Origin of the sequence: Aquimarina gracilis (assembly GCF_035285365.1) — a bacterium.
In the GTDB taxonomy this organism is placed as follows: Bacteria; Bacteroidota; Bacteroidia; order Flavobacteriales; family Flavobacteriaceae; genus Aquimarina; species Aquimarina gracilis.
This window is the reverse complement of sequence record NZ_JAYKLX010000002.1, coordinates 261077-285129: the sequence shown is the minus strand read 5'-3', so window position 1 is coordinate 285129 and position 24053 is coordinate 261077. Positions and strand designations below refer to the sequence as shown.

Sequence of the window (24053 nt, the reverse complement as noted above, 5' to 3'; positions counted from 1 at the left end):
TAATCGTCTATTTTTTACTCTTAATTTTGTTAGGACCTCCGGCTTTGCTATCAGGAATAGGAATTATCTTATTTAGAAAAAGCTTTCGTAGAGCGGGTAAAATACTCTTTATTATCGCGGGGATTTATCTTATTGTGGGGCTTGGTATATGTGGAGCGCTATTAGGTGGTTTTTAGATTATGATTTCTCCAAAATATACATAGTTTCATTAAGGATTTCTTCTCTGTTCTTAATCTTATGAGTGGGAACATGTATTTTTACCATCTCGAATTCATCGGTGTTTTCTTTTACCTGATATCCATTTATTTTATAGAAATATTCATCAGGAATCGTTTGATGCATAAACGAATCACCGGTATCATTATGGCTGTCAAAATAATGTAAAAGACGCTTGTATACTTCGGTGTTTTCAACTTCTGGAAGATAAGTCACCACTCCTACAAGATCACCAGGCTTCTGAAGTTGTCTAAATACCTCAAATAACTTGTTTGTTGTTTGACGATCCAAGAAGAAAACCACGCCTTCAATTAGAATAAAAGTAGGCTCTTTTTTTAGGATCGATAGCAAAGAACTTACCATGGTATCAACAGAATTTTGATTAAAATCGATTGCCGTGTATTGAATATCGCGATGCGGTAGCTTATTGTCTTTAATCCAGGCATCTACTTTTTCTTTTTTATAATCAACAATATCTTTCTTGTCTATTTCTATAGTAGAAACATGATCGTCAAACGAAAATTGATACATACTAAATCCTGCACCAAAATTGACTAAAGTACCACCCTCATTTTGTTGGAAAAAAGAATTCATACGTTCATAGAAGAATCGGTTTCTGAGGCTATGCAAAATAGCCTCATGCTCAGAAACACTTTTTAAAATATCTGGGATCAAGGCATTGGTTGCCGTGTTATTCCATAATTTGGCATAGCCGTCCTTACTAATATCTTCATGGTAGGACCTATAGGTAGATACGACAAAAGCAGTTTCATGAATTTTCATGTTTAATGATTTGTTTAATTCCTACTCTAAAGTATCAAATAAAAATTTTCTTGGTTTGTGATTTACATCTTTTAATGGAAGTTTTAAGTTAAATTTATGAGTGAATATTGATTTCATATATTGTTAAAGTTGAAATTATCACTATATACCTAGGTAAACATAATTTGAGATAGCATACAAAAAAAGATCTCATAGGTCTTTTTCAAACCTGTGAGATTTAATAATTGATTTGTTTTTTCATTAGTCTATTCCCACAAAAATGTCTACTTCGGCATTAGTGGGATCCATGGCTCTATGATCGTATACCTCAAAATCGGTAGCAAAAGTTCTGTTTAAATCAGTTTTCCATATTTCTCCCCAAACTTCAGGAATGGCTTCTTTGGTAACATCTCCTTTTGCCGTGAATTTTGAATAACTCCCATTTTTTATGGTAGTACTTGTCATTCCTTCAGGTACATTGTCAAGGCTACTTACTTTACACCCCACAATTAAGGTATAATCTCCGTTTGGACCATCTTCATAGTCGGTATAAATTCCAAAAATAGTGTCTTCTATTTTATTTGGAATTTTGTGGGCAATACCTTGATTCATGAAGTCGTTCCAAAGGTTTTGGATATCATTTGTAACATGTTGATCTTCGTTTCTAGTGCGTACAGAAAGACCAATAACGTGAAACCCGTTTAATTTTCTAGTTGTCATATTTCTGGTTTTTATGATGAATATATTACCAAAAATATACCGAGGTAATGACAAAGGTATGTCAGTAGTGATTTTAATTTTTCGGATGTTATTTTTTTTGAGCAAAAAAGGAATTAAATGAAACTTAGTTTGTCAAAATCTTTATGTAATACCTTTTGGTCATTTACCTGCAACCAATTATGCAAAATAGAAGCATAAACACTTCTGAAATCTATTGTGTATTTAATATCCCCATTCGTATCGAGATTTGATAAATCGGGAAGTTCGTTATAAGCCCCCGCTTTTTTAAGAGATCCACCAATGGCAATAACATTGTTTGCGGCACCATGATCGGTACCTCGACTTCCGTTTTGTTTTACTCTTCGTCCAAATTCAGAAAATGTCAGGATTAATGTGTCTTTAAATCGATCATTTTTCTTTAGGTCTTTTACCAAAGCACCTACAGATTCAGAATATACTTTTAACAATCGGTCTTGACTGTTTAATTGATTTACATGACTATCAAAGCCACCTAATGAACTATAGTAAATTCTTGTTTTTAGACCGGACGCGATAAAATCAGCTATGGTTTTAAGGTTTTTGGCAAATGGATTTTGAGGATATTCAATATTGGTCGTATAAACTTTTGAAGTCTCATAAATGTAGGAAGCCGAAGAGTAGGTTTCTAGCATGGTTTTGTAAAGATACCCTTGATTGTCCTCATCAAGCATTTCTTTTTCGGTATTAGATACCAAACTTTTAAAAAAAGGTTCTCTGGTAGTTTTGAATAACTGATTAGGATCCGAGACGGCAATTCCATTCATAGTGTTACCTTTCATTGCAAGAGACAATGAATTATCTACTTCAATGGCTTGATACGGATGCTGGCAATTGGCATCAAGGTATCGGCCTACCCAACCTGTTGATAGATACGTGTTGGTATCACTTGCCGTTTGCCAGATATCCGTACTTCTGAAATGCGATCTGTTGGGATTGGGGTATCCAACATTATTAATTATAGATACTTCACCAAGATCATATAATTCTTTTATTGCTTTTAGATTCTCATTAAAAGCCAAGTCGCTTGTTATCTTAAGAGTTTCTGTTTGTTTTTTGGCGATTGTTGGTCTGAGCCTGTGATAAATATCATTGGTAATAGGGATTATACTGTTTAAACCATCATTACCACCAGAGAGTTGAATTATAACTATGTTTCGATATCCAGATAATTGATCTGGAGAAAGAAATTCCATTCCTTTTAAAAAAGAAGGAATTAGTGCAGCTCCTGATGCAAAAACCGATTGTCTTAAAAATTCTCTACGTTCCATATAATTAGGTTTTAGCAAAGTTGATATTCAGGTAAGCTTAATAGCTCGATTATCAAATTCTTTGTGTTTGTCTCATCAAGCTTAGAAACTAAATTTTGTGCAGAGTGAGATAATTCGGGTTGAATTAAGAAATCAATGAGTTCTGCTTTCTTTTTCTGTTCTAGATCTGTGAGAAAAGTTTCCCAATTGGGAGTGGCTTGTACTTTTTTCTGAAGTTTAGACTTTATGTTACGATACATTATTTGTTGCTTGATGATCATGTTTTCGGGCATATCTCCCTTCTCATTCCATTCAATTACTCCGCTGTTAAGTGTTACTGAAGCCAATTTTAAACGTAACATAAGGGTCGAATTATCTATCCATGCTTTTCCACCGGTCCAACCTGCAACATTAGGTGGGAAGAATAATATTTGATTTAGTTTGCGTTGCAGATAAAGCAGCACCTTTGGGTTTTTAAATTTAATTTGGAAAGGGCGGCTTAGACCTACCATCAATTCTATCGGAGATTTTATTTTCACACCAATATTTCTTGAATTATAGAACCATTCACTACCTATAATTGCTCTAAGTAGAGTTTCTAGGTTGTAATTCGAATTGTAAAATATTGTGGTTAATTCATCAACATGTGCTGGGTTGATTTTTTCATTCACCATATAAGAATACAGCTTTATGGTTAGATATCTGGCAGTTTGTTTTTCTTTTAATAGAATTTTGATTACATCCTCTCCGTTGAAGTTTCCTGTTTTACCCAGGATAGTTTTTTTACCATAATCATGATGATTTTTTTTGAAGATAAATCCACCGGTCTTATTAAAATTCCAGCCCGTAAATGCTCGAGCTGCTTCTTTAATATCGGTTTCAGTATATCCATTATCTCTACCCAATGTAAACAGTTCCATCACCTCGCGTGCAAAATTTTCGTTTGGGTGGTCTTTTCTATTTTGTCTATTGTTAAGAAATAATAGCATTGCGGGTGATTTGGAAACTTCCATAAGCATATCTCCAAAATTACCCAAAGCATGTTTTCTGATCGTGTTGTTTAAATGTAAACAAGCTCGAGGAGTTCTAAGACGTACCGCAAAATGATCATGAAAAAACAATGTCATTTTTTCGCGAAGTACTTGTTTGTTACTTACTAGACGATCAAGCCATTGGATATTAAGTTCATTCATTTTTTGATTACGCAGTTTGCGAAATTCTTTTCGTTCTTCGCGAGAAAGGTCTCTGGGATTTTTTGTTAACATCCCGAAATCCATATGTAAAGGTTTGAATGACTCGCTTTCTAAGAACAATTGATCAATGATCTGATTTTTTGAAAGCGTTCTTGTGGTTCTTAGGTCTTTTGAAGTAATACCAAAACCAATTCTCCAGTAAAGATGTTGTATTTGTTTGTCTGTTAAAGAGGGACTCATAATCACAGCGTTTATTTTAAGACTGTGATTCGGGTAAAAGGTTTAATTTAAAATTTAAAATCTATAGCTTACTTTAATTGAAGAAGATCCCATGTATTACCATATAAATCTTCAAAAACAACAACGGTACCATAGATTTCTTCTCTTGGCTCTTCCAAAAAAGAAACTTCTTTGTTTTTCATTTTTGTATAATCCCTCCAAAAATCATCGGTATGCAAAAAAAGGAAAACACGACCTCCGGTTTGATTGCCAATAGCTTTTTCTTGTTCTGGGCCATCTGCTTTGGCTAATAATATGTTCGTTTCTGTATGACCTGAAGGAGTTACCAAAACCCAACGTTTCTTGTCGTCTAATTTGGTGTCTTCAACAAGAATAAAACCTAGTTTTTCAACATAAAACCGAATGGCTTCGTCATAATCTTTAACAACAAGGGTAATTGCACCAATTTTACGCTGCATGGGTGACTTTTATTTTGCTTTAACGGTATCTGGAACCAATCCTGAAACATCACCACCATTTCTAAGCACATCACGTACTATTGAAGAAGAAATATAGCTTTTTCCTGATGAGGTTAATAGGAAAACAGTTTCAATTTCAGACATTTTTCTGTTGGTATGCGCAATAGCTTTTTCAAACTCGAAATCTGCAGGGTTTCTAAGCCCTCGAAGAATGAAATTGGCGTTTTGTTGTTTACAAAAATCTACAGTGAGGCCCTTATAGGTCATAACCTTTATTTTTGATTCACCTTTGAAAGCTTCTTCAATAAATTGTTTTCGTTCTTCAAGAGAGAACATATATTTTTTATCGGCGTTGATCCCAATAGCTATAATAATCTCATCAAAGAGCGTAAGACTTCTTTCGATAATATCATAGTGTCCTAAGGTAATGGGGTCGAATGATCCAGGGAAAACTGCTCTTCTCATGAGTTATTGGTGATTGGTGTGGTTACAAAGATATAAATGAATTTAAGAATTACGAATTTAGATTTCTAATGAAAGATTATTTTTTTAAATCCAAAAAGCAGATTTTTCACTTCTCACTACTCAAGATAGCCTCTTCAATAGTATTAGTTAATAGGTCTTTAATACTAATGCCCGCAGCACGTGCTTGTTGTGGTAAAATACTAGCTTCACTAAAACCTGGATTAGTATTCATTTCAATAAAATGAGGTTCTCCATTATGAAAAATGTATTCACTTCTAGAAAAACCTTTCATTTTTAATATCTGATAAACTCGCAATGCGAGTGCTTTTACTTTTTCTGTGTCTTCTTCAGATAAACGTGCTGGAGTTATCTCTTGAGATTTACCTAAATATTTGGCTTCATAGTCGAAGAATTCATTTTCAGACACAATTTCGGTAATAGGTAATACGGTGTCTTCTCCTTCGTAAGTAATCACTCCAACCGATACTTCGGTACCACTCAAAAAAGATTCGATTATGATTTCATCATCTTCTTTATAGGCTAGTTCAATTGCCGGGATAAGTTCTGCTTGCGTCTTAACTTTAGAAACGCCATAACTACTACCGGCCTTATTGGCCTTTACAAAACATGGTAATCCTACAGTACTCAAAATAGTTTCGGGATCAATTTTATCTCCTTTGTTTAGAAAGTAATTAGTGGCAGTAGGGATTCCGTATGGTTTTAAAGCGCTTATACAATCTCTTTTATTAAAAGTAAGTGCAGCCTGATAAAAGTCACAAGCGGTTTGGGGGATCCCAATTAGTTCGAAATAGGCTTGTAAAATACCATCTTCTCCCGGGGTGCCATGAACAATATTAAATGCCGCATCAAATGTAATTTTAGAACCATTTAATGTAAGTGAAAAATCATTTTTATCGATTGGAAATTTTTGATCGTGATCATCTACATAAAACCAACTTTCTTTGGTAATATGTATTCTGTATGGGTTGTATTGATCTCTATCAATATACTTATAAACGACATTTCCACTTTGGATAGAGATTTCAAATTCGCTTGAATATCCTCCCATTAAAATGGCAATATTTTTTTTCATCGAAACGCTTTTGAAACAAAAATATCATTTATATCAAAAGAAACGAGTATTCAGAAATTTAAAAATCATTTATTTAAGTCCAATATTAGGTCCTTTAAGTAATTATGTTAGTTAATCACACACTTTTTTAATGTTTTAATTGTTTATAGATTAATGTATTATAAAATTTAAAAAGTGTCAAAAGCTTAAAACCTTCCGTTTTTATATATTTGTCCAAATTATGCGCGTATTTATGAATGCAGTTATCAATTTCTTTAAAGGACTTTTCAAATTTGTTTATAGTAAAATATTCTTGATACAATTAGTAATAGCAATTGCAATGGTTGTTATACTTTCGTATGTAGCTTTAGAGTGGTTGGAGAGTACTACAAATCATCATCAACGTATTGTTGTGCCAAGTTTGAGTAAAAAGAATTTGGATGAGGTAGAAAAAATTCTCACAGAAAAAGATTTACGTTTTGAAGTTCAGGATTCGGCTAATTTTAATCCAGATTATCCAAGATACTCTGTAATAGAACAAAATCCTTCCGCAGGAAGTGAAGTAAAAGAAAATCGAAAAATCTACGTAACACTTAATCCTTCGGGATATCGAAAAATAGAGGTTCCCAATGTGGTACTGCAAACGCGCAGGCAGGCAGAACCAAAATTAATTGCTTTGGGTTTCAAGATAGGAACGGTTACATACAAACCCAACATGTCTGATCAGGTTCTTGAATTGAGGCATAATGGAAAGAACTTAAAGCCTGGAACCATGCTTATGAAGACTTCTACAATTGACCTTGTAGTAGGAGACGGTAAGGGATTAAAATTAAATCTGTCCAATTAAAACCTAAGCTTTGGAAGAGAACTTGGATACCGAAGATTTTGATACCACAGGAGATGATCTCTATGAACATTATCGTTTTGTAGCCGGAGCTGGTCAGATCCCTCTGCGTGTTGATAAGTTTTTGATGAATTTTGTCGAAAACGCCACGCGCAATAAAATACAACAAGCTGCCAAAAATGGGAGTGTGTTTGTAAATGATGTTGCCGTAAAATCTAATCATAAGGTCAAGCCAAATGATGTGGTACGAGTATTGTTTGCTCATCCTCCTTATGAGAATCTTTTAACACCCGAAAATATTCCATTAAACATTGTATATGAAGATGATGCCTTGCTTGTAGTTAATAAACCTGCAGGAATGGTCGTACATCCCGGACATGGAAATTACGCTGGTACACTAATCAATGCATTGATTTATCATTTTGATAATTTACCTAATAACAGTAGTGATCGACCAGGTTTGGTACATCGCATAGATAAAGATACTAGTGGCTTACTGGTAATTGCCAAAACCGAGGATGCCATGACCCACCTGGCAAAACAGTTTTTTGATAAAACTAGTGAGCGTGAATATGTGGCTATTGTTTGGGGTAATGTAGAAGAAGATGAAGGTACTGTTGAGGGAAATATAGGTCGTCATCCCAAAAATAGACTACAAAACACGGTTTTTGAAGGAGATGAAGCATACAAAGGGAAACCTGCCGTTACTCATTATAAAGTAATCGAACGCTTGGGGTATGTAACCTTGGTGTCGTGTAAATTGGAAACGGGTAGAACCCATCAGATAAGGGTGCACATGAAACATATTGGTCATACACTTTTTAATGATGAACGCTACGGTGGAGAAAAAATACTTAAAGGCACCACTTTTACCAAATACAAACAATTTGTAGAAAATTGTTTTAAAATACTTCCTAGACAAGCTTTGCACGCCAGAACACTTGGTTTTGAACATCCCGTTACCGGAGAAAAAATGCATTTTGAGACTTCAATCCCTGAGGATATGCAGCAATGTGTTGACCGATGGAGGAATTATGCCAAGAACCAGCTGGAAGACCAATAGATTACTGGATTCTGCTGTCTGTTTTTGTGTTATTTTATTGTTTTTTGAATATTATATTATAGTTACTAATAACTTTATTTTGAAATTAATAGTGTTTCCTAAGGAAATAACACTACCTTCGCGCTTTAATATTTTATAATGAATAAAGGAACAGTAAAATTTTTCAATGACTCCAAAGGATTTGGATTCATTACAGAAGAAGGATCAAACAAAGATCACTTTGTACACATTTCTGGATTAATCGACGAAGTTCGTGAAGGAGATGAAGTAGAGTTTGACCTAAAAGAAGGTAAAAAAGGATTAAACGCAGTAAATGTTAAAGTGATTTAATAGATACAACATTAATTTTTTTAAGTACAAGCCTATCGATTGCGATAGGCTTTTTTTATTTGTTAAAAAAGTAAAAAAGAATAACTTTTGTTAATACCCTAATAGACAAGAAATACAGTTGTATATTTTAATTTTCGATACACTATTGTATTTTTGAGAAAAAGTATTGAACACATGAAAATTGTAATATCCCCTGCCAAATCTTTGGATTTTGAAACAGCATTACCTACAAAACAATATACAGAACCCGCATTTTTGGCAGAGGCTGAAAAATTAAATACTGCGCTTCAGAAAAAGAGCCCAAAAAAACTTTCTGATTTGATGGGGATAAGTGATAAGTTGGCACAGCTTAACTGGCAACGTAACCAAGAGTTTGCATTACCATTTACACCAGAAAATGCGAGACAAGCTGTATATGCATTTAATGGTGATGTATATATTGGATTGGATGCGTATACAATTCCTGAAGACAAATTAGATGTGTTACAAGATACGTTGAGAATATTATCTGGTTTATACGGGATTTTAAAACCCTTGGATTTAATCCAGCCGTATCGTCTTGAGATGGGAACAAAATTAAAAGTAGGTCGAAAAAATAATCTTTATGAATTCTGGAAGAAGACTGTAACAGCAAAATTGAATGAAGAATTAGTAGATAATGAATTGTTTGTAAATCTTGCTAGTAATGAATACTTCAGTGCGGTTGATACTAAAACTTTAAAAGTACCTGTAATTACTCCACAGTTTAAAGATTGGAAAGGAGATAAACTTAAGATGATTAGCTTTTTTGCAAAAAAAGCTAGAGGAATGATGGTGAGATATATTATTGATACTGGGGCAGAAACCATCGAAGATCTTAAAGGGTTCAATTACGAGGGATATGGTTTTAGCGAAGAGCATACTACTAAACCTAATGAATTGGTGTTTATTAGATAACTAACTTTGATTTGCTATAAGTTTTAAAAATAATAAAGGGATGTGCTTTGCACATCTCTTTCTGTTATATGTACCTAATTTTAGTATCTTCAACCCTAGTTTAAAAACAGATACATTAGTACATGCAAAAAATTATCAATTTCCTGGATTGGATTGGTGAGAAAATAGGGACAGCTGTAAGCTGGGTTGCTGCTTTATTGGCTATAGTTATAGGGTTGGATGTAGTTATTCGCTACATTTTTAAGTTCACTTATGTTTGGATGATCGAGGTAGAAATTTATCTGTTCGGAATGATGTTTTTGTTAGCCTCGGGATATACTTTCAAATATGATAAACATGTTCGGGTAGATATCTTTTATAGCAAGCTTTCAAATAAAGGAAAAGCGTGGATAGACCTACTGGGAGGTGCCATTTTATTAATTCCCTGGTGTTATGTAGTTATTGTTTCTTCATGGTATTATGGATTATCTTCTTATTTAATTGGTGAAAATTCACCGCAAGCTGGGGGACTTCCCGCATTATATGTACTCAAGTTTTGTATAACATTAGGTTTTCTCTTTCTTTTACTTCAAGGGATATCACATATGCTTAAAGCTATGCAAACTATTTTTAATAAGGATTAGGTATGGAATATTTAGCAATCGTATTATTTGTAATTATATTCATTCTTATCCTTAGAGGGTATCCAGTAGCTTTTACGTTGGGTGGTATTTCTGTAGCTTTTGCTTATGGAGTATCTATTTTTGCTCCAGAAGTTTTTCAGATGTCTACATTTTATTTACTTCCTTCAAGAATAATGGGAGTGGTGAATAACTATGTGCTTATGGCAGTGCCATTATTCATATTTATGGGTATAATGCTTGAAAAATCCGGACTGGCGCAAAGTTTATTAGAAACCATGGCGATGATGTTTGGCAGCGTACGAGGAGGACTGGCCATTTCGGTAGTCATTGTAGGAGCCTTATTGGCTGCTTCAACAGGAATCGTTGGTGCAACTGTAGTTACAATGGGATTAATTAGTTTGCCAACCATGCTTAAACGTGGGTACAAAACAGAGCTCGCTACAGGAGTGATTGCTTCATCGGGTACCTTGGGACAAATAATCCCGCCATCAATTGTATTGGTACTGTTGGCAGATACTATTAATAGCTCATCACGAGGTGCTGCCTCAGTAGACGTAGGGGCATTGTTTTCTGCGGCTTTACTGCCGGGAATTATATTGGTGATTTTATACATCATTTATATCTTGATTAAATCTTTTATTCATAAAGAAGATGCGCCCAGTATTCCAGCAGATGAAATTAAAGAATTTCGAGGGGAAAAGTTTGTTTCAAAGATTCTCAAGGTGTTGTTTCTACCTATATTATTAATTGTACTTGTTTTAGGCTCTATTTTCACAGGAGTAGCTTCTCCTACAGAAGCCTCGGCCATTGGAGCAATAGGAGCAACAATATTGACGATTATTCAGAAGAAATTTTCTCTTAAAATCCTTAAAGAGGTTGCCAAAGAAACTACAAAATTAACTTCAATGGTGTTTTTTATTCTTTTGGGAGCTACAACTTTTACCCTGGTGTTTCGAACCCTTGGTGGAGACTCTTATCTTCAGGAATTGATTATATCATCAAATTTATCACCATTACTGTTTTTGTTATTGGTAATGGTTGTAATTTTTATTGCAGGGTTTTTTATTGATTTTATTGAAATCGTTTTTATAATAGTTCCCGTAGTAACTCCATTGTTCAATGCCTTTGGGATGGATATGTTATGGGTCGGGATTTTAATTGCCCTAAACTTACAAACCTCATTTTTGACTCCACCTTTCGGATTTGCTTTATTTTATCTGAAAGGAGTAGCGCCCGAAAGTGTGAAAACCAGTCAAATTTATAAAGGAATTATTCCATTCATTGTTATTCAATTAATAATCGTTGGGATTGTAGTATTTTTTCCTGAAATTATTTTTATATCAAAATAAAGAAGTATGAAGCTGTTTAGAATGAAAAGAGATGTAATTCCAGGATTATTTTTACCAGCACTTATAATCCTGTTGTTTTCGTCTTGTTTAGGAGATCCACCGGCCAGTATGAGGAATACTAATTCTTATGATGTAAGTAAGCCGGATAAAGTGTTTTATTGGAAGATGACCACTACCTGGCCACCCAATTTCCCTGTTGTGGGAGAGGTTGCAGAGAAATATGCAGAGTGGGTTGATGAATTGTCAAATGGACAAATTAAGATTAAAGTCTATGGAGGAGGAGAGTTAGTACCACCTTTAGAAGCTTTTGATGCGGTATCACAGGGAAGCATAGAGATGGGGTGTGGAGCAGCGTATTACTGGGCAGGAAAAACTCCGGCAGCACAATTCTTTGCAGCCGTTCCTTTTGGAATGAATAGCCAGCAAATCACTTCATGGTTAGAAACAGGAGGAGGGTACGAATTATGGAAAAAAACCTATGCCAAGTTTAATCTTGTGCCTTTTATGGGGGGGAATACAGGTGTTCAGATGGGAGGATGGTTTAATAGAGAGATCAATTCTATAGAAGACTTTAAAGGGCTCAAAATGCGATTACCAGGAATTGGAGGTAAAGTTCTTGAAAAGGCTGGGGGGGCTGCAGTTCTTGTTGCCGGAAGCGAAGTCTATACTAGCTTGGAGCGAGGTGTAATTGATGCGACAGAATGGATTGGACCATATCATGATTATAAAATGGGGTTTCATAAAATTGCCAAGTACTATTATACACCTGGTTGGCATGAAACAGGATCGCAATTAGAGTTTTTTATAAATAAGAATTTATACAATGGATTACCACCACATCTTCAGGCGGTATTACAAGCTGCTTCAAAACGAGCACAAGTTTGGGTATTATCCGAATTTGATAGACAAAATGGAATTTATCTCGATAAATTGGTTAATGAAGAAGGTGTACAAATACGTGAGTTTTCAAAAGAAACTTTGGATGCTTTACGAGGATATACCAAAGAAGCATTGCAAGAAATGATTGGTGATGATCCTTTGTCAAAAGAAGTGTATGAAAGCTACTCTAATTTTCAAAAAAGAATTTCCAAATGGTCAGAAGTGACCGAAAAGGCATACTACAATAAAATTCAAGAATAACAATAAAAAAAACCGTTCCAGGATTCTGAAACGGTTTTTTACTTTATTAACCCCTTTACTATTTACTATAATTCAATAGTGGTTTCATTACCATCTCCATCGGTTTGAATGGCAATATTATCGCACTCTCCATCACCAAAATCCAAAGTAGTTGTTTCACTATTTTCATTGGTTACAATTGCTCCGCTTACTATGTAAGCACAACCTCTTTCATTGCGAAGGGGAGTAGTGATTTCTACAGAATAGATATCTCCGTTGCTAAAAGTTGTAGAACTACTTCCAGAATTTAAAGAGTAATATTCGAATTCTTCTGGGTTGTCTGGATTGATGTTAAAGAAAGTCTCGTTACTAAAATTGGTTTGACTTGTTGCTGTCATTCCATCTGCCCACGCGAATGTAAAATCAGAGGTTGTGGCATAATTAGAGCTATATGATCCATCTGTCATATTATTGTTGAATGTAAATGTAGTTGTAGCACTACCAGATACTGTAATATCATTGTATACAAAGTTTTCAAGACTATACGAGATTAGAGCCTTATTCTCACCATCCAATTCAATGGCAAAACTCATGCGAATACTACCAGAGATTGTTTCTCCGTTTACTTCACATCCATCTCCAAAATCTATGACAATAGTACGTGTAGAATCGATTACTTCAGAAGTGATTGTAGCACAATCGGGCATTTTGTTTGCAAACTTACCAGTAGCAGGTAAAAAACCAGATTCGCTTCCAAATACAGTTTCTACCGTAGTGGTGATTTCGGTGTTTGCAGCTTCAACTTCTTCAAATTGCTTTGATGTGGTTACTTGTGTTGTTGGAACCTGCGGATCGTTATCATCATCCTGGCAACTTATTAAAAAAGTGCTTGATACCATTAAGATGCTTAAAAAAGCGATAACTCTGTTTTTCATACTTGATAATTTAATTGTGAATAAATATTGTTCAGATTGCTATTTCTTCTATTACAACGGTTTACAGGTAAAGAATCTTATGATTTACAGCGTTAATTTTTGTTAAGATTATGTTAGAATGTAATTTTTTTCGAAAAGGCGGTCACATTCCTAAAGAATAAAATTTATATATTTTGAATATACTATTGCAAAGAATATTTCTTATCAATATCTTCGCAGCGAATGTTCGCTAAAAGTGTTCTAAACTCAAAATTTTAAATATGCAAATTAAAAAGGTTTTAGTCGCCAACAGAGGTGAGATCGCAATCCGAATTTTTAGAGCTTGTACAGAAATTGGATTACAAACAGTGGGTGTATACACCTATGAGGATCGATATTCTTTACATAGATATAAAGCAGATGAAGCGTATCAGATAGGTGAAAACAATGAACCCCTAAAACCATATTTAAATATTGATGCAATTATAAAAGTTGCAAAAAAGAATAATGTTGATGCCATTCATCCAGGGTATGGTTTTCTTTCAGAAAATGCCAATTTTGCTCAAAAATGTAAGGAAAACGATATAATTTTCATCGGACCCAAAGTGTCCGTATTACGTTCTTTGGGAGATAAGATAACGGCCAAAAAAGTAGCTATCGATAATGATATTCCCATTATTCAAAGCAATAAGGAAGAGCTACATGACATTAAAATAGCCTTAAAAGAGGCCAAACGAATTGGTTTCCCTGTGATGCTTAAAGCAGCTTCAGGCGGAGGAGGCCGAGGAATGCGTGTAATTAGAAACGCAGAGGAGCTTGAAAAGGCTTTCCCCGAATCTAGAAGAGAAGCCCTTAATGCTTTTGGTGACGATACTGTTTTTCTAGAGAAATTCGTAGAAAATCCAAAGCATATAGAAATACAAATTGTAGCCGATCATCATGGTAATATGGTGCATCTTTTTGAAAGGGATTGTTCTGTGCAACGACGTTATCAGAAAGTAATAGAGTATGCTCCATCCTATGGAGTTTCTCAAGATATTCTCGATGATTTGTATAAGTATGCACTTACCATATGTAAAGCAGTAGAGTATAATAATATTGGTACAGTAGAGTTTTTGGTTGATGATGATGGAAGTATTTATTTCATTGAGGTAAATCCACGAGTTCAAGTAGAACACACGGTAACCGAAATTGTAACAGGTATAGATCTAATTAAAACCCAAATATTTATTGCGGGAGGTTACAAATTATCGGATAAACAAATTAAAATAGAAAGCCAGGAAAGTTTAAAAACAACTGGGTATGCTCTGCAATGTAGAATTACTACAGAAGACCCAGAGAATAACTTTAAGCCAGATTATGGTACGATTACTACCTATCGTAGTGCGTCTGGTTTTGGAATTCGCTTGGACGCGGGTAGCGTTTATCAAGGCGTAACAATCTCTCCATTTTTTGATTCAATGTTGGTAAAGATTTCTGCAAATAGTAGAACCTTGGACGGAGCGTGCCGAAAAATGCGAAGAGCCCTTTCAGAGTTTAGAATCAGAGGGGTGAAAACAAATATGCCTTTCCTTGATAATATCTTACAGCATGAAACTTTCAGAAAAGGAGAAGTAACCGTTAATTTTATTAGAGATACCAAAGAACTCTTTAAAATTAGAGAATCTAGAAACAGGGCTACAAAGCTTGTAAACTTTTTAGGAGACGTTATCGTAAATGGTAATCCAGATGTTAAGAAAATTGATCCTACCAAGACCTTTGTAGAACCCGTAATACCCAAGTTTGAAGAGAATGGAGCATTTCCGAAAGGAACAAAAAACCTTTTAACAGAGTTGGGGCCAGAGCAGTTTGCTCAATGGCTTAAAAATGAAAAAAAAGTTCATTTTACCGATACCACAATGCGAGATGCTCATCAAAGTCTTTTGGCAACCAGAATGCGCAGCTATGATATGCTTAAGGTAGCCGAAGGATTTGCCAAAAACCATCCCGAAGTATTTAGTATGGAAGTATGGGGAGGTGCTACGTTTGATGTTTGTTTGCGATTCCTTAGAGAAAACCCATGGGAACGACTTAGAGCGTTGCGAAAAGCAATGCCAAACTTATTGCTTCAAATGCTGATTCGTGGTTCTAATGGAGTTGGATACACAGCTTATCCGGATAATTTGGTAGGCAAATTCGTAGAACAATCTTGGGAAAATGGTGTAGATGTTTTTAGAATCTTTGATTCACTTAACTGGATGGAATCAATAGCACCTTGTATTGAACATGTGCGAACTAGAACGCAGGGTCTTGCCGAAGGTTCATTATGTTATACGGGAGATATTTTGGACCCAAAAAGAACAAAATATACCCTGGAGTATTATGTGCAATTAGCGAAGGATATTGAAAATGCAGGAGCTCATATTATTGGAATTAAAGATATGGCTGGTTTGTTAAAACCTTATGCAGCGTATGAGCTTGTTTCGGCATTAAAATCTGAGATTAATATTCCTATTCACCTACATACACATGATACATCTTCTGTGCAGTCGGCAACATATTTAAAAGCAATAGAAGCAGGTGTAGATGTGGTAGATGTTGCACTAGGAGGGCTTTCGGGACTAACAGCACAACCAAACTTCAATGCTGTTGTGGAAATGTTGAAGTTCCATGAAAGAGAAAATGTGGTCGACATTCCAAAACTTAATGAATACTCAAACTATTGGGAAGCGGTAAGAGAGTATTATTATGTATTCGAATCGGGTCTCAAAGCAGGAACGGGAGAGGTATATCAACATGAAATTCCCGGAGGACAATATTCTAATCTTAAACCTCAGGCGCAAGGACTTGGTTTGGCCGATCGTTTTCATGAAATTACTAGAATGTATGGCGAAGTAAACGAATTATTTGGCGATATCGTTAAGGTGACTCCAAGCTCTAAAGTAGTGGGAGATATGGCGCAATACTTGGTTAGTAATAATTTAACTATCGAAGATGTAAAAGAAAGAGGTGAAACTATTTCTTTTCCACAGTCTGTAGTAAGTCTTTTCAAAGGAGAACTTGGTCAACCTGTAGGAGGTTTTCCTAAGGCACTACAAAAATCAGTTTTAAAGGATCAAAAACCTTTTACAAATAGACCCAACGCTCATCTTGAACCCGTAGATTTTGAAACGGAATTTAAAGAGTTCGAAAAAGTTTTCAAAAAGGGAATGGGTAGAGCGTTAGATATAACAGATTTCTTGTCATATAAACTATATCCAAAAGTATTTACCGGGGCATACAATCACCATTTGAAGTATGGTAATGTAATGAATATTCCTACAAAAAACTTCTTTTATGGGATGACCCCGGGAGAAGAAATAATAGTTCAACTTGATCAGGGGAAAACACTACTTGTACAATTAATCTCGGTGGGAGATCCCAATGAAGAAGGGAAAGTTACCGTATTCTTCAAGATTAATGGTCAGACCCGTAATGTTGAGGTGCAAGATGCTTCTATTACAGTGGATAAAGTTGTGCATGCAAAGGTTGACAAAGCAGATACAAAACAAATCGGAGCCCCATTACAAGGGTCGTTATCTTCAGTATTGGTGAAAGCCGGACAAGAAGTTAAAAAGAATGAACCTTTGTTTATTATTGAAGCTATGAAAATGGAAACTACTATTACCGCCAATGAAGATTCGATAATTAAAAAAATAATTCTGAAACCAGGAACGATGGTAGAAGCAGATGATTTGGTGGTTACTCTCAAATAAATATAGTATTAAGAAAACCGCCTAGATTACATTGGCGGTTTTCTCTTATAAATTAGTTATTAACAGGCAAGATTACATTGGCCATTAGCGCTTGATGTGCATGTTGGCGCAGCACCCTGTATACTTTGAATACTGAGTTGACCACCAGTTACTTTCTTTAAATTCAGATTGGAAATCACATTTTTGTCAAACGATAATTTTTTTAAATTCTTCTTTTTCATGATACTATATTTTGATTAATAATCTTTTAAAGATAAAACGAACAAATGTTAGTTTTTCTTAGCTATTCGTTAAACTTAACCCAAAACAAAAAAGAGTTCAACTATCGTTTTTGAATACGTTCTCCTAAATGATATTTAGGAATTTTGTGATATATTACCTCCATCAATTTTAATATTGTTTTTATTTTTGTTTCTATGCCATATTTTTTAATTATTGCTTTGCAGGGGTTCTGTGTTTATCACGCAATTAAGAATAGAAAAGATTATTATTGGTTCTTTGTGATCATTTTTTTGCCTGTCATAGGTAGTATCATCTATTTGCTTACCCAAGTATTTAATAAAAAAGACCTGGATATAGCGCAGGATGAAATTATAAACATTGTAAATCCTTCAAAAAAGATTAAAGATTTACAAAAACAGTTAGATTTTGCAGATACATTTCAGAACCGAGTTAATTTGGCTGATGCTTTATTTGAATCTGGCGACTATACCAATGCAATAGACGAATTTGAAACAGCATTAAACGGCAGTTACAGTAACAATTTTGGAGTAATCAAAAAGTTAATCAAAGCGTATTCTGAAATTGAGGATTATAATAAAGTAATCTTTTATGCTGAAAAGATTGATGCCAAACCAGATTTTAATGGTTCTAAAAGTCAATTCTTTTATGGTTTAGCTTTAGAGGAATTGGGACAATCAGAAAAAGCAGAAGAGCAATTACGAAAAATAGATCAGCGATATTCTAATTATGCAGAAAGGTACAGATTAGCACAATTCTTTATTGAAAAGGGGAAGCATGGAAGCGCAAAAGAAATTTTGTCTGAGATTATTTCTGAATCCCAGCATATGACCAAAACGAATCGAGTCAAATATCGAGAAGTTATAAAAAATACCAAAAAGCTATTAGCTGAATCTTAATAATGAAAGCTTCATCTTATCTGCAACAAAACTAAGCGTGATAAAAATATGTCAATGTAAAGTATGATGTAGTTATGTTAATAATGTGTTGATCAAATAAAATTTCTGAAATTTTACTTATATTTGAGTTCCTACCTTATTTTACTATGCGCCCTTAGAGTGCATAGCTATTAGCATTGCATATATATTATTTATTAATCCACTTAAATAATTATGATAGACGCAAACCTTGGTGTCTTTAAATTTCAAGGATTATTAATTTTTAATCATTTTGTTATGTTAAAAAAACTCTTAAACCTAGAAGGGACTCAACAAATTAGTAGAAGCGAACAAAAATCTATTTCTGGAGGAGGATCCAGAGGAGGTTGCCCTCCTTTTTTTCACTTGGGAAGTTGTAGATTTAATTGTAATTGTAGTACAAAACGCGCTACACAACCATCAGGGGCAAGTCAATATTGTTTATTGAATTACCCAGCTATAATTAGCAACGCTCGTCAGTGCGGTGGTGGTAGCGGTGGCGGTGGTCCAATCGAGGATTGGGCATAATACAAAATAAAGTAAGTAAAAAGCTCTATGGTAAATAGGGCTTTTTTTATACTCTATTTTTTCAATTCCTTTGAAGTTTCCAAAATCTTTCTATTTTTACTAAAAAGTAGAAATATCCCCGGGAACGTTGAGAATCAGACCTATTGAAATAGCATTATTTATCCTTTTGGTACTAGGAGGATTATTTGGACTTATGTTTTTAAGTCAGAAAGGAGGAGTGCAAAAGGCTCAGGTTCAAGATGACGGTTTTTCGTATGAAGGCTTCTCGGTTAAATATCCAACATACCTCACATTCCTGGGACTGGAAAAAGAAAAGGATTCTTCACTTACTCGTCAGGATATCATTAAAGTTACAGAAATAGTAACCCCACTAGAAATAGAAACCGAAGAAAGTACTACTACTATTGCCTCGGTAGAACCTATAAAACAATTGCCAGACTTTTCTAAAATCGACACTACACAATTGGTACGCATTCGATATCCAGATGGCAATTCAAATTTTGCTAAAGAATTAAGAGATAAACTTTCTTCAAGATCATGTAGAATTGTGCATTACGGAGATTCACAAATCGAAGGTGATCGAATAACAGCTTATCTTAGAAATAGGCTTCAACATATGTATGGAGGTAGTGGTCCAGGTTTTATTCCTGTCTTGCCCGTATATCGCCAAATAAGCGCTATAGTAGAACCTAGCGAAAACTGGGAACGATATGCATTTTTTGACCCTACAAAGAAGAAGTTCGCTCATAAAAAATATGGTTCTTATTTATCGATTTCACGTTTTACAGAGCATCAGCCCGTGCGTCTTGATAGTGCAGCATATGATTCATTACCTACGGTAAAAGCTGTTGTAAAAGTTGGAAAATCAAAAAAGACCTATGCCAAGTTTAGACGATTTACCAATATTGGTTTGCATTATGGAAATTGTAAATATCCAGTAAAGATATCGGTGTATAATGATGGAGAATTACTGCAGCAAGATAGTCTGTTGACCGATGGGAGGTACCATCAATACAAAATCCGAACACCTAGAACTCCAACAGATTTAAGAATTGAGTTAGAAGGAAAAGTAAGTGCAGATTTTTATGGTTTAACGCTTGATGGAGGTGCAAGAGTGCAAATAGATAATGTTGCCATGCGAGGAGCTTCAGGAACTATTTTTACAAGTACCAATTCGGCTACTTATGGTAGAATGATGCGTCAATTAAAACCAAAAATCATAATCATGCAATATGGAGGAAATACAATGCCATATCTTAAAGATTCTACCGATGTCGAAAAATATACCAAGCGTATAACAAGCCAGGTAAACTGGATTAGACGTCGAGCAAAAAATGCCAGCTTTATTTTTATTGGTCCAACAGATATGTGCCTTCCGGTAAATGGTAAAATGGAAACCTACCCAATGTTACCTTATCTAAACACAAGACTTATGGAGACCTGCCTTGATAATAATGTTGCGTATTGGAGCATGTATGATGCTATGGGAGGAAAAGGATCGATGGAGTTATGGGTAGAAGAAAAGTTAACCGCCAAAGATTACATGCATTTTACCTGGAAAGGAACAAAAATTATTTCAGAACTATTTTTTACAGCCCTATACCTTGACCTTAAAGAACCTATTAATAATGATGAAGCGTAGCAAACTACTTATTCTTTTATGGCTTTTTACCTTGCCAGTTACAGCACAGACTTATGTTTTAGATACGATACAAAATAAGTATCCTTTTGTAAATTGGAAAGCGAATACACTTAAGATGGCAGAGTATTCTCCAGCCTTTAAAAAGCTTTTTCAAAAGTTAGATACAATAGCCAAAGGTGGGAGTGAAGATCTTCACATATTTCATATTGGAGGCTCTCATATTCAAGCCGATATTTATTCAAACCGCCTTAGATCATATTTGCAAACCATGAGCCCAACAGCCAAGGGGCAACGTGGATTTATTTATCCTTATAGTATTGCAAAAACCAACAATCCGGGAAATTATAGGGTAGAGTACGATGGTGAGTGGAAAGGCTATAGATGTTCTGTGCGAAAAGATAGCGTCGCTTGGGGGTTAGCAGGTGTTACAGCAGTTTTTAAGGATTCTTTAGCCAATGTGAAAATAAAGGCAAATGGTAATAATTATCATGAAAAGATGTACGATTTCAATAAAATGAGAATCTTTTATGATAATTGGAGTTCTGATTATGAGATTTCGTTTAAACAAGATTCCCTTGTCACCAAAATAAAAGAAGATAAAAAAGCACATTTTGTAGAATTTACATTTAATCAAACTTTAGAGGAAATCGAATTTTGTGTCCATAGAAAAGAAAATGCCGAAGATGCAGAGTTTCTGATGATGGGAATAGAGTTGATGAATGATAACAAAGGAATTCAATATACTTCGATTGGAGTAAACGGAGGTAGCTTTTCATACTATAACCGTTGCAAATATTTTGACGATCAATTATTGCTGTACAAACCAGATTTATTTATTGTATCTGTGGGAACCAATGATGCATATCATCCCGATTTTGATCCTCAAGAGTATAAGAAGTATTATACCGAACTAATTAAGTTAATTCAAAAAGCAAATCCCGACTGTGCAGTTTTGCTTACAGTGCCAAACGATTCTTATTACAAAAAGAAAATACCTAATCCAAGAACAAGTGTAGCCCAAAAAGTCATATATGAAGTAGCCAAAGAACAGCAAATGGCAGTTTGGGATTTTTATGAAATTATGGGAGGTTTTAATTCTTCCAAAAGTTGGTATGATAATAAATTAATGCCGCGTGATCGAATTCATTTTACCGTGATGGGATATAGAATAAAGGCAGACCTATTGTTGCAGGCCCTGGCACATTCTTGGGAGACAGAACTAAAATTACAACCAAATTCAATTTTGAACCAAATCATTAATGAATAGACTAATTGACATATTTTCTTTTTCAGAGGATTTTCCTTTAATTTTTACCCAAGCCAATTTCTGGATATTCTTTGCAGTTGTCTATTTTATTTATGCTATAGTATACAGTAAGAAAAGTTTGCGCAGTGCTTATCTTTTTGCAATTAGTTTGCTTTTTTATTACAAAACCAGTGGGTTTTTCATTGGAATTCTAATATTTAGCACCATTAATGATTTCTTTTTGGGTAAAGCAATTTATAAAAGTAAATCTGTTTTACTTCAAAAAACATTAGTGACCATTAGTGTGATAATCAACCTGGGAACACTTTGTTATTTTAAGTATGCATACTTTTTTACAGAGTCTTATAATTATCTTTTTCAAACCAATTATGAGGTTTTTAATTACTTGGCACACTGGGCAAATACATGGAGCAGTGCTGATTATTTTACTGTAGATAAAATTATTCTTCCTGTAGGTATTTCTTTCTATACTTTCCAAACGATAAGTTATAGTGTTGATATATATCGAAAACAGATTAAACCACTCAACTCTATTATAGATTTTGGTTTTTTTGTGAGTTTCTTTCCGCAGTTGGTAGCCGGGCCTATCGTACGTGCTTCAGATTTTGTGCCTCAAATCAGAAAGGATATTAATATTACCAAACAGGAATTTGGTGGAGCTACCTATATGATTTTAAAAGGGCTTATCAAAAAAATGCTTTTTGCAGATTATATAGCAGCCAATTTTATGGATCGTGTCTTCGATGTTCCCGAAATGTTCTCTGGATTTACAAATGTCATGGCCATGTTTGGTTATTCACTTCAGATTTACGGTGATTTCTCGGGTTATACAGACATTGCAATTGGTTTGGCGATGCTTATGGGATACAAGCTACCAGTAAACTTCAATTCTCCATATAAAGCTATTCATTGTGGTGATTTCTGGAAACGATGGCACATATCACTATCTAGTTGGCTTAAAGATTATTTATACATCCCTATTGGAGGTAATCGTAATGGTAGTATTTTTTCGTACACTTTTATATTAATTTTTGGGTTTTTGGGAGCCTTTGCTTATGCCGATTTTGGAATCGCTATCATAACCACGGCAGCAATAGGGCTATTGTTAATTATAACCTTATTTTCATCGAGACTTGCTTGGCATTTCAATAGAAATGTGAATATCATGATCACGATGCTGGTTGGGGGATTATGGCATGGCGCCTCCTGGAAATTTGTAATATGGGGAGGTCTTAATGGGGTTGGTATCGTAACCTATAAATATTGGCGCAAAATAAGCCCTTACGAAAACTCTAAGGCCTGGTATGCGTTACTTTGGAGGATTGCGTTGACTTTTGTGTTTATAACGTTTACTCGTATCTATTTTAGGGGGAATAGTATGGATCATATTGATCGTTTTTATCAACAAGTTGCAACCAATATGGATTGGCAAAATGCACTTTCTGTACTTTGGGAATACAGAGTAGTTTTTATAGTGATGCTTATAGGATATATAACACATTGGTTACCTTATAAAACCAAAGATTGGATCGAAGATTTGTTTATAAAAAGTAATATGGCAATAAAAGCAGCTGTTGTTATGGTAGTGGCTGTTATTTGTTATCAAACCTATGCGGCAGATTTCCAACCATTTATTTATTTCCAGTTTTAAGAAGTTGTTGAGAATTTGAGTATTGGAGTATGTGGGTATAGAGTTTATTTGAGCATACCACTATCGCCTGAACTACCAATAGGAAGGCTACTATATCTTTATATTGTAACCTGGGCCTGTCGTGGGAAACAACATAAATAACCTTTCTTTTATTGGAGACTAGTATTTTTCGCCGTAAAATGATCTTTTCTAACTTGAGGAAGCCATTTTTCATCGCAAAATTCAATTTACACTGATGCGGGGCGAATTCTTTACGTTGATTTTCTATTTACATCAATGCAGGAAGTAATTTTAGGTTTGATTTCTAATTCGCAGCGGTGTGGAGTGATTTTTTTACGTTGTTTTTCTATTTGCATCAGTGTGGAAAGTATTTTTAGGCATGATTTTCAATTTGCAGCAGTGCCAAGCCATTTTTCATCATAAATCGATCTGCTCCGCTCTGGAGGAGGAGTTATTCTTAAAATTTTTGGGTAATCATTTCTTT

22 protein-coding genes are annotated in these 24053 nt (G+C 34.7%); 13 read left to right on the top strand and 9 right to left on the bottom strand.

Annotation, left to right across the window (positions count from 1 at the left end; genetic code table 11):
• Nucleotides 1–177: 177 nt before the first annotated feature.
• The 7 genes from U6A24_RS04225 to U6A24_RS04195 all read right to left on the bottom strand — a co-directional run bounded on the left by U6A24_RS04225 (nt 178) and on the right by U6A24_RS04195 (nt 6433).
• On the bottom strand, nt 178–999 hold the full coding sequence (locus U6A24_RS04225) for a class I SAM-dependent methyltransferase (protein WP_324178693.1): 822 nt from the start codon (nt 997–999) through the stop codon (nt 178–180).
• Between the two features lie 240 nt (nt 1000–1239).
• A complete protein-coding gene (locus tag U6A24_RS04220) occupies nt 1240–1698 on the bottom strand; it encodes a GyrI-like domain-containing protein (protein WP_324178692.1) in 459 nt (152 codons plus the stop codon).
• 113 nt (nt 1699–1811) lie between these two features.
• Nucleotides 1812–3005: a DUF1501 domain-containing protein gene (locus U6A24_RS04215; RefSeq protein WP_324178691.1), complete on the bottom strand. Its 1194-nt coding sequence runs from the start codon at nt 3003–3005 to the stop codon at nt 1812–1814.
• A gap of 11 nt (nt 3006–3016) precedes the next feature.
• Entirely contained in the window at nt 3017–4417 is a 1401-nt protein-coding gene (locus U6A24_RS04210) for a DUF1800 domain-containing protein (protein ID WP_324178690.1), read from the bottom strand.
• Nucleotides 4418–4485: 68 nt separating this feature from the next.
• Nucleotides 4486–4875, bottom strand: coding sequence for a VOC family protein (locus tag U6A24_RS04205; RefSeq protein ID WP_324178689.1), 390 nt, complete (start codon nt 4873–4875; stop codon nt 4486–4488).
• 9 nt (nt 4876–4884) lie between these two features.
• Nucleotides 4885–5340 carry a pantetheine-phosphate adenylyltransferase gene (coaD, locus tag U6A24_RS04200; RefSeq protein ID WP_324178688.1) on the bottom strand — a complete coding sequence of 152 codons (456 nt, stop codon included), beginning with the start codon at nt 5338–5340 and terminating at the stop codon, nt 4885–4887.
• A 106-nt stretch (nt 5341–5446) separates the two neighbouring features.
• The gene (locus U6A24_RS04195; RefSeq protein WP_324178687.1) at nt 5447–6433 is read right to left on the bottom strand and encodes a D-alanine--D-alanine ligase; all 987 of its coding nucleotides are present in this window, start codon (nt 6431–6433) and stop codon (nt 5447–5449) included.
• A gap of 232 nt (nt 6434–6665) precedes the next feature.
• Between U6A24_RS04195 and U6A24_RS04190 the strand changes: the two genes are divergently transcribed.
• The 7 genes from U6A24_RS04190 to U6A24_RS04160 all read left to right on the top strand — a co-directional run bounded on the left by U6A24_RS04190 (nt 6666) and on the right by U6A24_RS04160 (nt 12697).
• Nucleotides 6666–7259 (top strand): PASTA domain-containing protein, encoded by a 594-nt coding sequence (locus tag U6A24_RS04190; RefSeq protein WP_324178686.1) that lies wholly within the window; start codon nt 6666–6668, stop codon nt 7257–7259.
• 10 nt (nt 7260–7269) lie between these two features.
• A complete protein-coding gene (locus U6A24_RS04185) occupies nt 7270–8319 on the top strand; it encodes an RluA family pseudouridine synthase (protein ID WP_324178685.1) in 1050 nt (349 codons plus the stop codon).
• Between the two features lie 138 nt (nt 8320–8457).
• Nucleotides 8458–8649 carry a cold-shock protein gene (locus U6A24_RS04180; RefSeq protein WP_066314082.1) on the top strand — a complete coding sequence of 64 codons (192 nt, stop codon included), beginning with the start codon at nt 8458–8460 and terminating at the stop codon, nt 8647–8649.
• A gap of 174 nt (nt 8650–8823) precedes the next feature.
• Nucleotides 8824–9585 carry a peroxide stress protein YaaA gene (gene yaaA, locus U6A24_RS04175; protein ID WP_324178684.1) on the top strand — a complete coding sequence of 254 codons (762 nt, stop codon included), beginning with the start codon at nt 8824–8826 and terminating at the stop codon, nt 9583–9585.
• Nucleotides 9586–9707: 122 nt separating this feature from the next.
• Nucleotides 9708–10208, top strand: coding sequence for a TRAP transporter small permease subunit (locus U6A24_RS04170; protein WP_324178683.1), 501 nt, complete (start codon nt 9708–9710; stop codon nt 10206–10208).
• A gap of 2 nt (nt 10209–10210) precedes the next feature.
• Nucleotides 10211–11557, top strand: coding sequence for a TRAP transporter large permease (locus tag U6A24_RS04165; RefSeq protein WP_324178682.1), 1347 nt, complete (start codon nt 10211–10213; stop codon nt 11555–11557).
• Nucleotides 11558–11563: 6 nt separating this feature from the next.
• Nucleotides 11564–12697: a TRAP transporter substrate-binding protein gene (locus tag U6A24_RS04160; RefSeq protein WP_324178681.1), complete on the top strand. Its 1134-nt coding sequence runs from the start codon at nt 11564–11566 to the stop codon at nt 12695–12697.
• Between the two features lie 65 nt (nt 12698–12762).
• Here the strand turns inward: U6A24_RS04160 and U6A24_RS04155 are convergent, their stop codons facing one another.
• Nucleotides 12763–13611 carry a hypothetical protein gene (locus U6A24_RS04155; protein WP_324178680.1) on the bottom strand — a complete coding sequence of 283 codons (849 nt, stop codon included), beginning with the start codon at nt 13609–13611 and terminating at the stop codon, nt 12763–12765.
• Between the two features lie 260 nt (nt 13612–13871).
• Between U6A24_RS04155 and U6A24_RS04150 the strand changes: the two genes are divergently transcribed.
• Nucleotides 13872–17324, top strand: a complete 3453-nt coding sequence (locus U6A24_RS04150; protein ID WP_324178679.1) for a pyruvate carboxylase — start codon at nt 13872–13874, stop codon at nt 17322–17324.
• Nucleotides 17325–17383: 59 nt separating this feature from the next.
• Here U6A24_RS04150 and U6A24_RS04145 read toward each other — a convergent pair whose 3' ends face one another.
• On the bottom strand, nt 17384–17545 hold the full coding sequence (locus U6A24_RS04145; RefSeq protein ID WP_324178678.1) for a hypothetical protein: 162 nt from the start codon (nt 17543–17545) through the stop codon (nt 17384–17386).
• 195 nt (nt 17546–17740) lie between these two features.
• Between U6A24_RS04145 and U6A24_RS04140 the strand changes: the two genes are divergently transcribed.
• The 5 genes from U6A24_RS04140 to U6A24_RS04120 all read left to right on the top strand — a co-directional run bounded on the left by U6A24_RS04140 (nt 17741) and on the right by U6A24_RS04120 (nt 23569).
• A complete protein-coding gene (locus U6A24_RS04140; protein ID WP_324178677.1) occupies nt 17741–18463 on the top strand; it encodes a tetratricopeptide repeat protein in 723 nt (240 codons plus the stop codon).
• Between the two features lie 276 nt (nt 18464–18739).
• Nucleotides 18740–19009 (top strand): hypothetical protein, encoded by a 270-nt coding sequence (locus tag U6A24_RS04135; RefSeq protein ID WP_324178676.1) that lies wholly within the window; start codon nt 18740–18742, stop codon nt 19007–19009.
• A 127-nt stretch (nt 19010–19136) separates the two neighbouring features.
• Nucleotides 19137–20651, top strand: a complete 1515-nt coding sequence (locus U6A24_RS04130) for an SGNH/GDSL hydrolase family protein (protein ID WP_324178675.1) — start codon at nt 19137–19139, stop codon at nt 20649–20651.
• Nucleotides 20638–21918, top strand: a complete 1281-nt coding sequence (locus tag U6A24_RS04125) for a GDSL-type esterase/lipase family protein (RefSeq protein ID WP_324178674.1) — start codon at nt 20638–20640, stop codon at nt 21916–21918. Before U6A24_RS04130 ends, U6A24_RS04125 begins: the two co-directional genes overlap by 14 nt.
• Nucleotides 21911–23569, top strand: a complete 1659-nt coding sequence (locus U6A24_RS04120) for an MBOAT family O-acyltransferase (protein WP_324178673.1) — start codon at nt 21911–21913, stop codon at nt 23567–23569. The genes U6A24_RS04125 and U6A24_RS04120 overlap by 8 nt, the downstream gene beginning before the upstream one ends.
• The last annotated feature ends 484 nt before the right edge of the window (nt 23570–24053 follow it).

What these genes read in the sequence shown, in the direction of transcription:
- U6A24_RS04225 (WP_324178693.1), bottom strand. Translation starts at nt 999, where the DNA reads ATGAAAATTCATGAAACTGCTTTTGTCGTATCTACCTATAGGTCCTAC.
- U6A24_RS04220 (WP_324178692.1), bottom strand. Translation starts at nt 1,698, where the DNA reads ATGACAACTAGAAAATTAAACGGGTTTCACGTTATTGGTCTTTCTGTA.
- U6A24_RS04215 (WP_324178691.1), bottom strand. Translation starts at nt 3,005, where the DNA reads ATGGAACGTAGAGAATTTTTAAGACAATCGGTTTTTGCATCAGGAGCT.
- U6A24_RS04210 (WP_324178690.1), bottom strand. Translation starts at nt 4,417, where the DNA reads ATGAGTCCCTCTTTAACAGACAAACAAATACAACATCTTTACTGGAGA.
- U6A24_RS04205 (WP_324178689.1), bottom strand. Translation starts at nt 4,875, where the DNA reads ATGCAGCGTAAAATTGGTGCAATTACCCTTGTTGTTAAAGATTATGAC.
- coaD (WP_324178688.1), bottom strand. Translation starts at nt 5,340, where the DNA reads ATGAGAAGAGCAGTTTTCCCTGGATCATTCGACCCCATTACCTTAGGA.
- U6A24_RS04195 (WP_324178687.1), bottom strand. Translation starts at nt 6,433, where the DNA reads ATGAAAAAAAATATTGCCATTTTAATGGGAGGATATTCAAGCGAATTT.
- U6A24_RS04190 (WP_324178686.1), top strand. Translation starts at nt 6,666, where the DNA reads ATGAATGCAGTTATCAATTTCTTTAAAGGACTTTTCAAATTTGTTTAT.
- U6A24_RS04180 (WP_066314082.1), top strand. Translation starts at nt 8,458, where the DNA reads ATGAATAAAGGAACAGTAAAATTTTTCAATGACTCCAAAGGATTTGGA.
- yaaA (WP_324178684.1), top strand. Translation starts at nt 8,824, where the DNA reads ATGAAAATTGTAATATCCCCTGCCAAATCTTTGGATTTTGAAACAGCA.
- U6A24_RS04170 (WP_324178683.1), top strand. Translation starts at nt 9,708, where the DNA reads ATGCAAAAAATTATCAATTTCCTGGATTGGATTGGTGAGAAAATAGGG.
- U6A24_RS04165 (WP_324178682.1), top strand. Translation starts at nt 10,211, where the DNA reads ATGGAATATTTAGCAATCGTATTATTTGTAATTATATTCATTCTTATC.
- U6A24_RS04160 (WP_324178681.1), top strand. Translation starts at nt 11,564, where the DNA reads ATGAAGCTGTTTAGAATGAAAAGAGATGTAATTCCAGGATTATTTTTA.
- U6A24_RS04155 (WP_324178680.1), bottom strand. Translation starts at nt 13,611, where the DNA reads ATGAAAAACAGAGTTATCGCTTTTTTAAGCATCTTAATGGTATCAAGC.
- U6A24_RS04150 (WP_324178679.1), top strand. Translation starts at nt 13,872, where the DNA reads ATGCAAATTAAAAAGGTTTTAGTCGCCAACAGAGGTGAGATCGCAATC.
- U6A24_RS04145 (WP_324178678.1), bottom strand. Translation starts at nt 17,545, where the DNA reads ATGAAAAAGAAGAATTTAAAAAAATTATCGTTTGACAAAAATGTGATT.
- U6A24_RS04140 (WP_324178677.1), top strand. Translation starts at nt 17,741, where the DNA reads ATGCCATATTTTTTAATTATTGCTTTGCAGGGGTTCTGTGTTTATCAC.
- U6A24_RS04135 (WP_324178676.1), top strand. Translation starts at nt 18,740, where the DNA reads ATGTTAAAAAAACTCTTAAACCTAGAAGGGACTCAACAAATTAGTAGA.
- U6A24_RS04125 (WP_324178674.1), top strand. Translation starts at nt 20,638, where the DNA reads ATGATGAAGCGTAGCAAACTACTTATTCTTTTATGGCTTTTTACCTTG.
- U6A24_RS04120 (WP_324178673.1), top strand. Translation starts at nt 21,911, where the DNA reads ATGAATAGACTAATTGACATATTTTCTTTTTCAGAGGATTTTCCTTTA.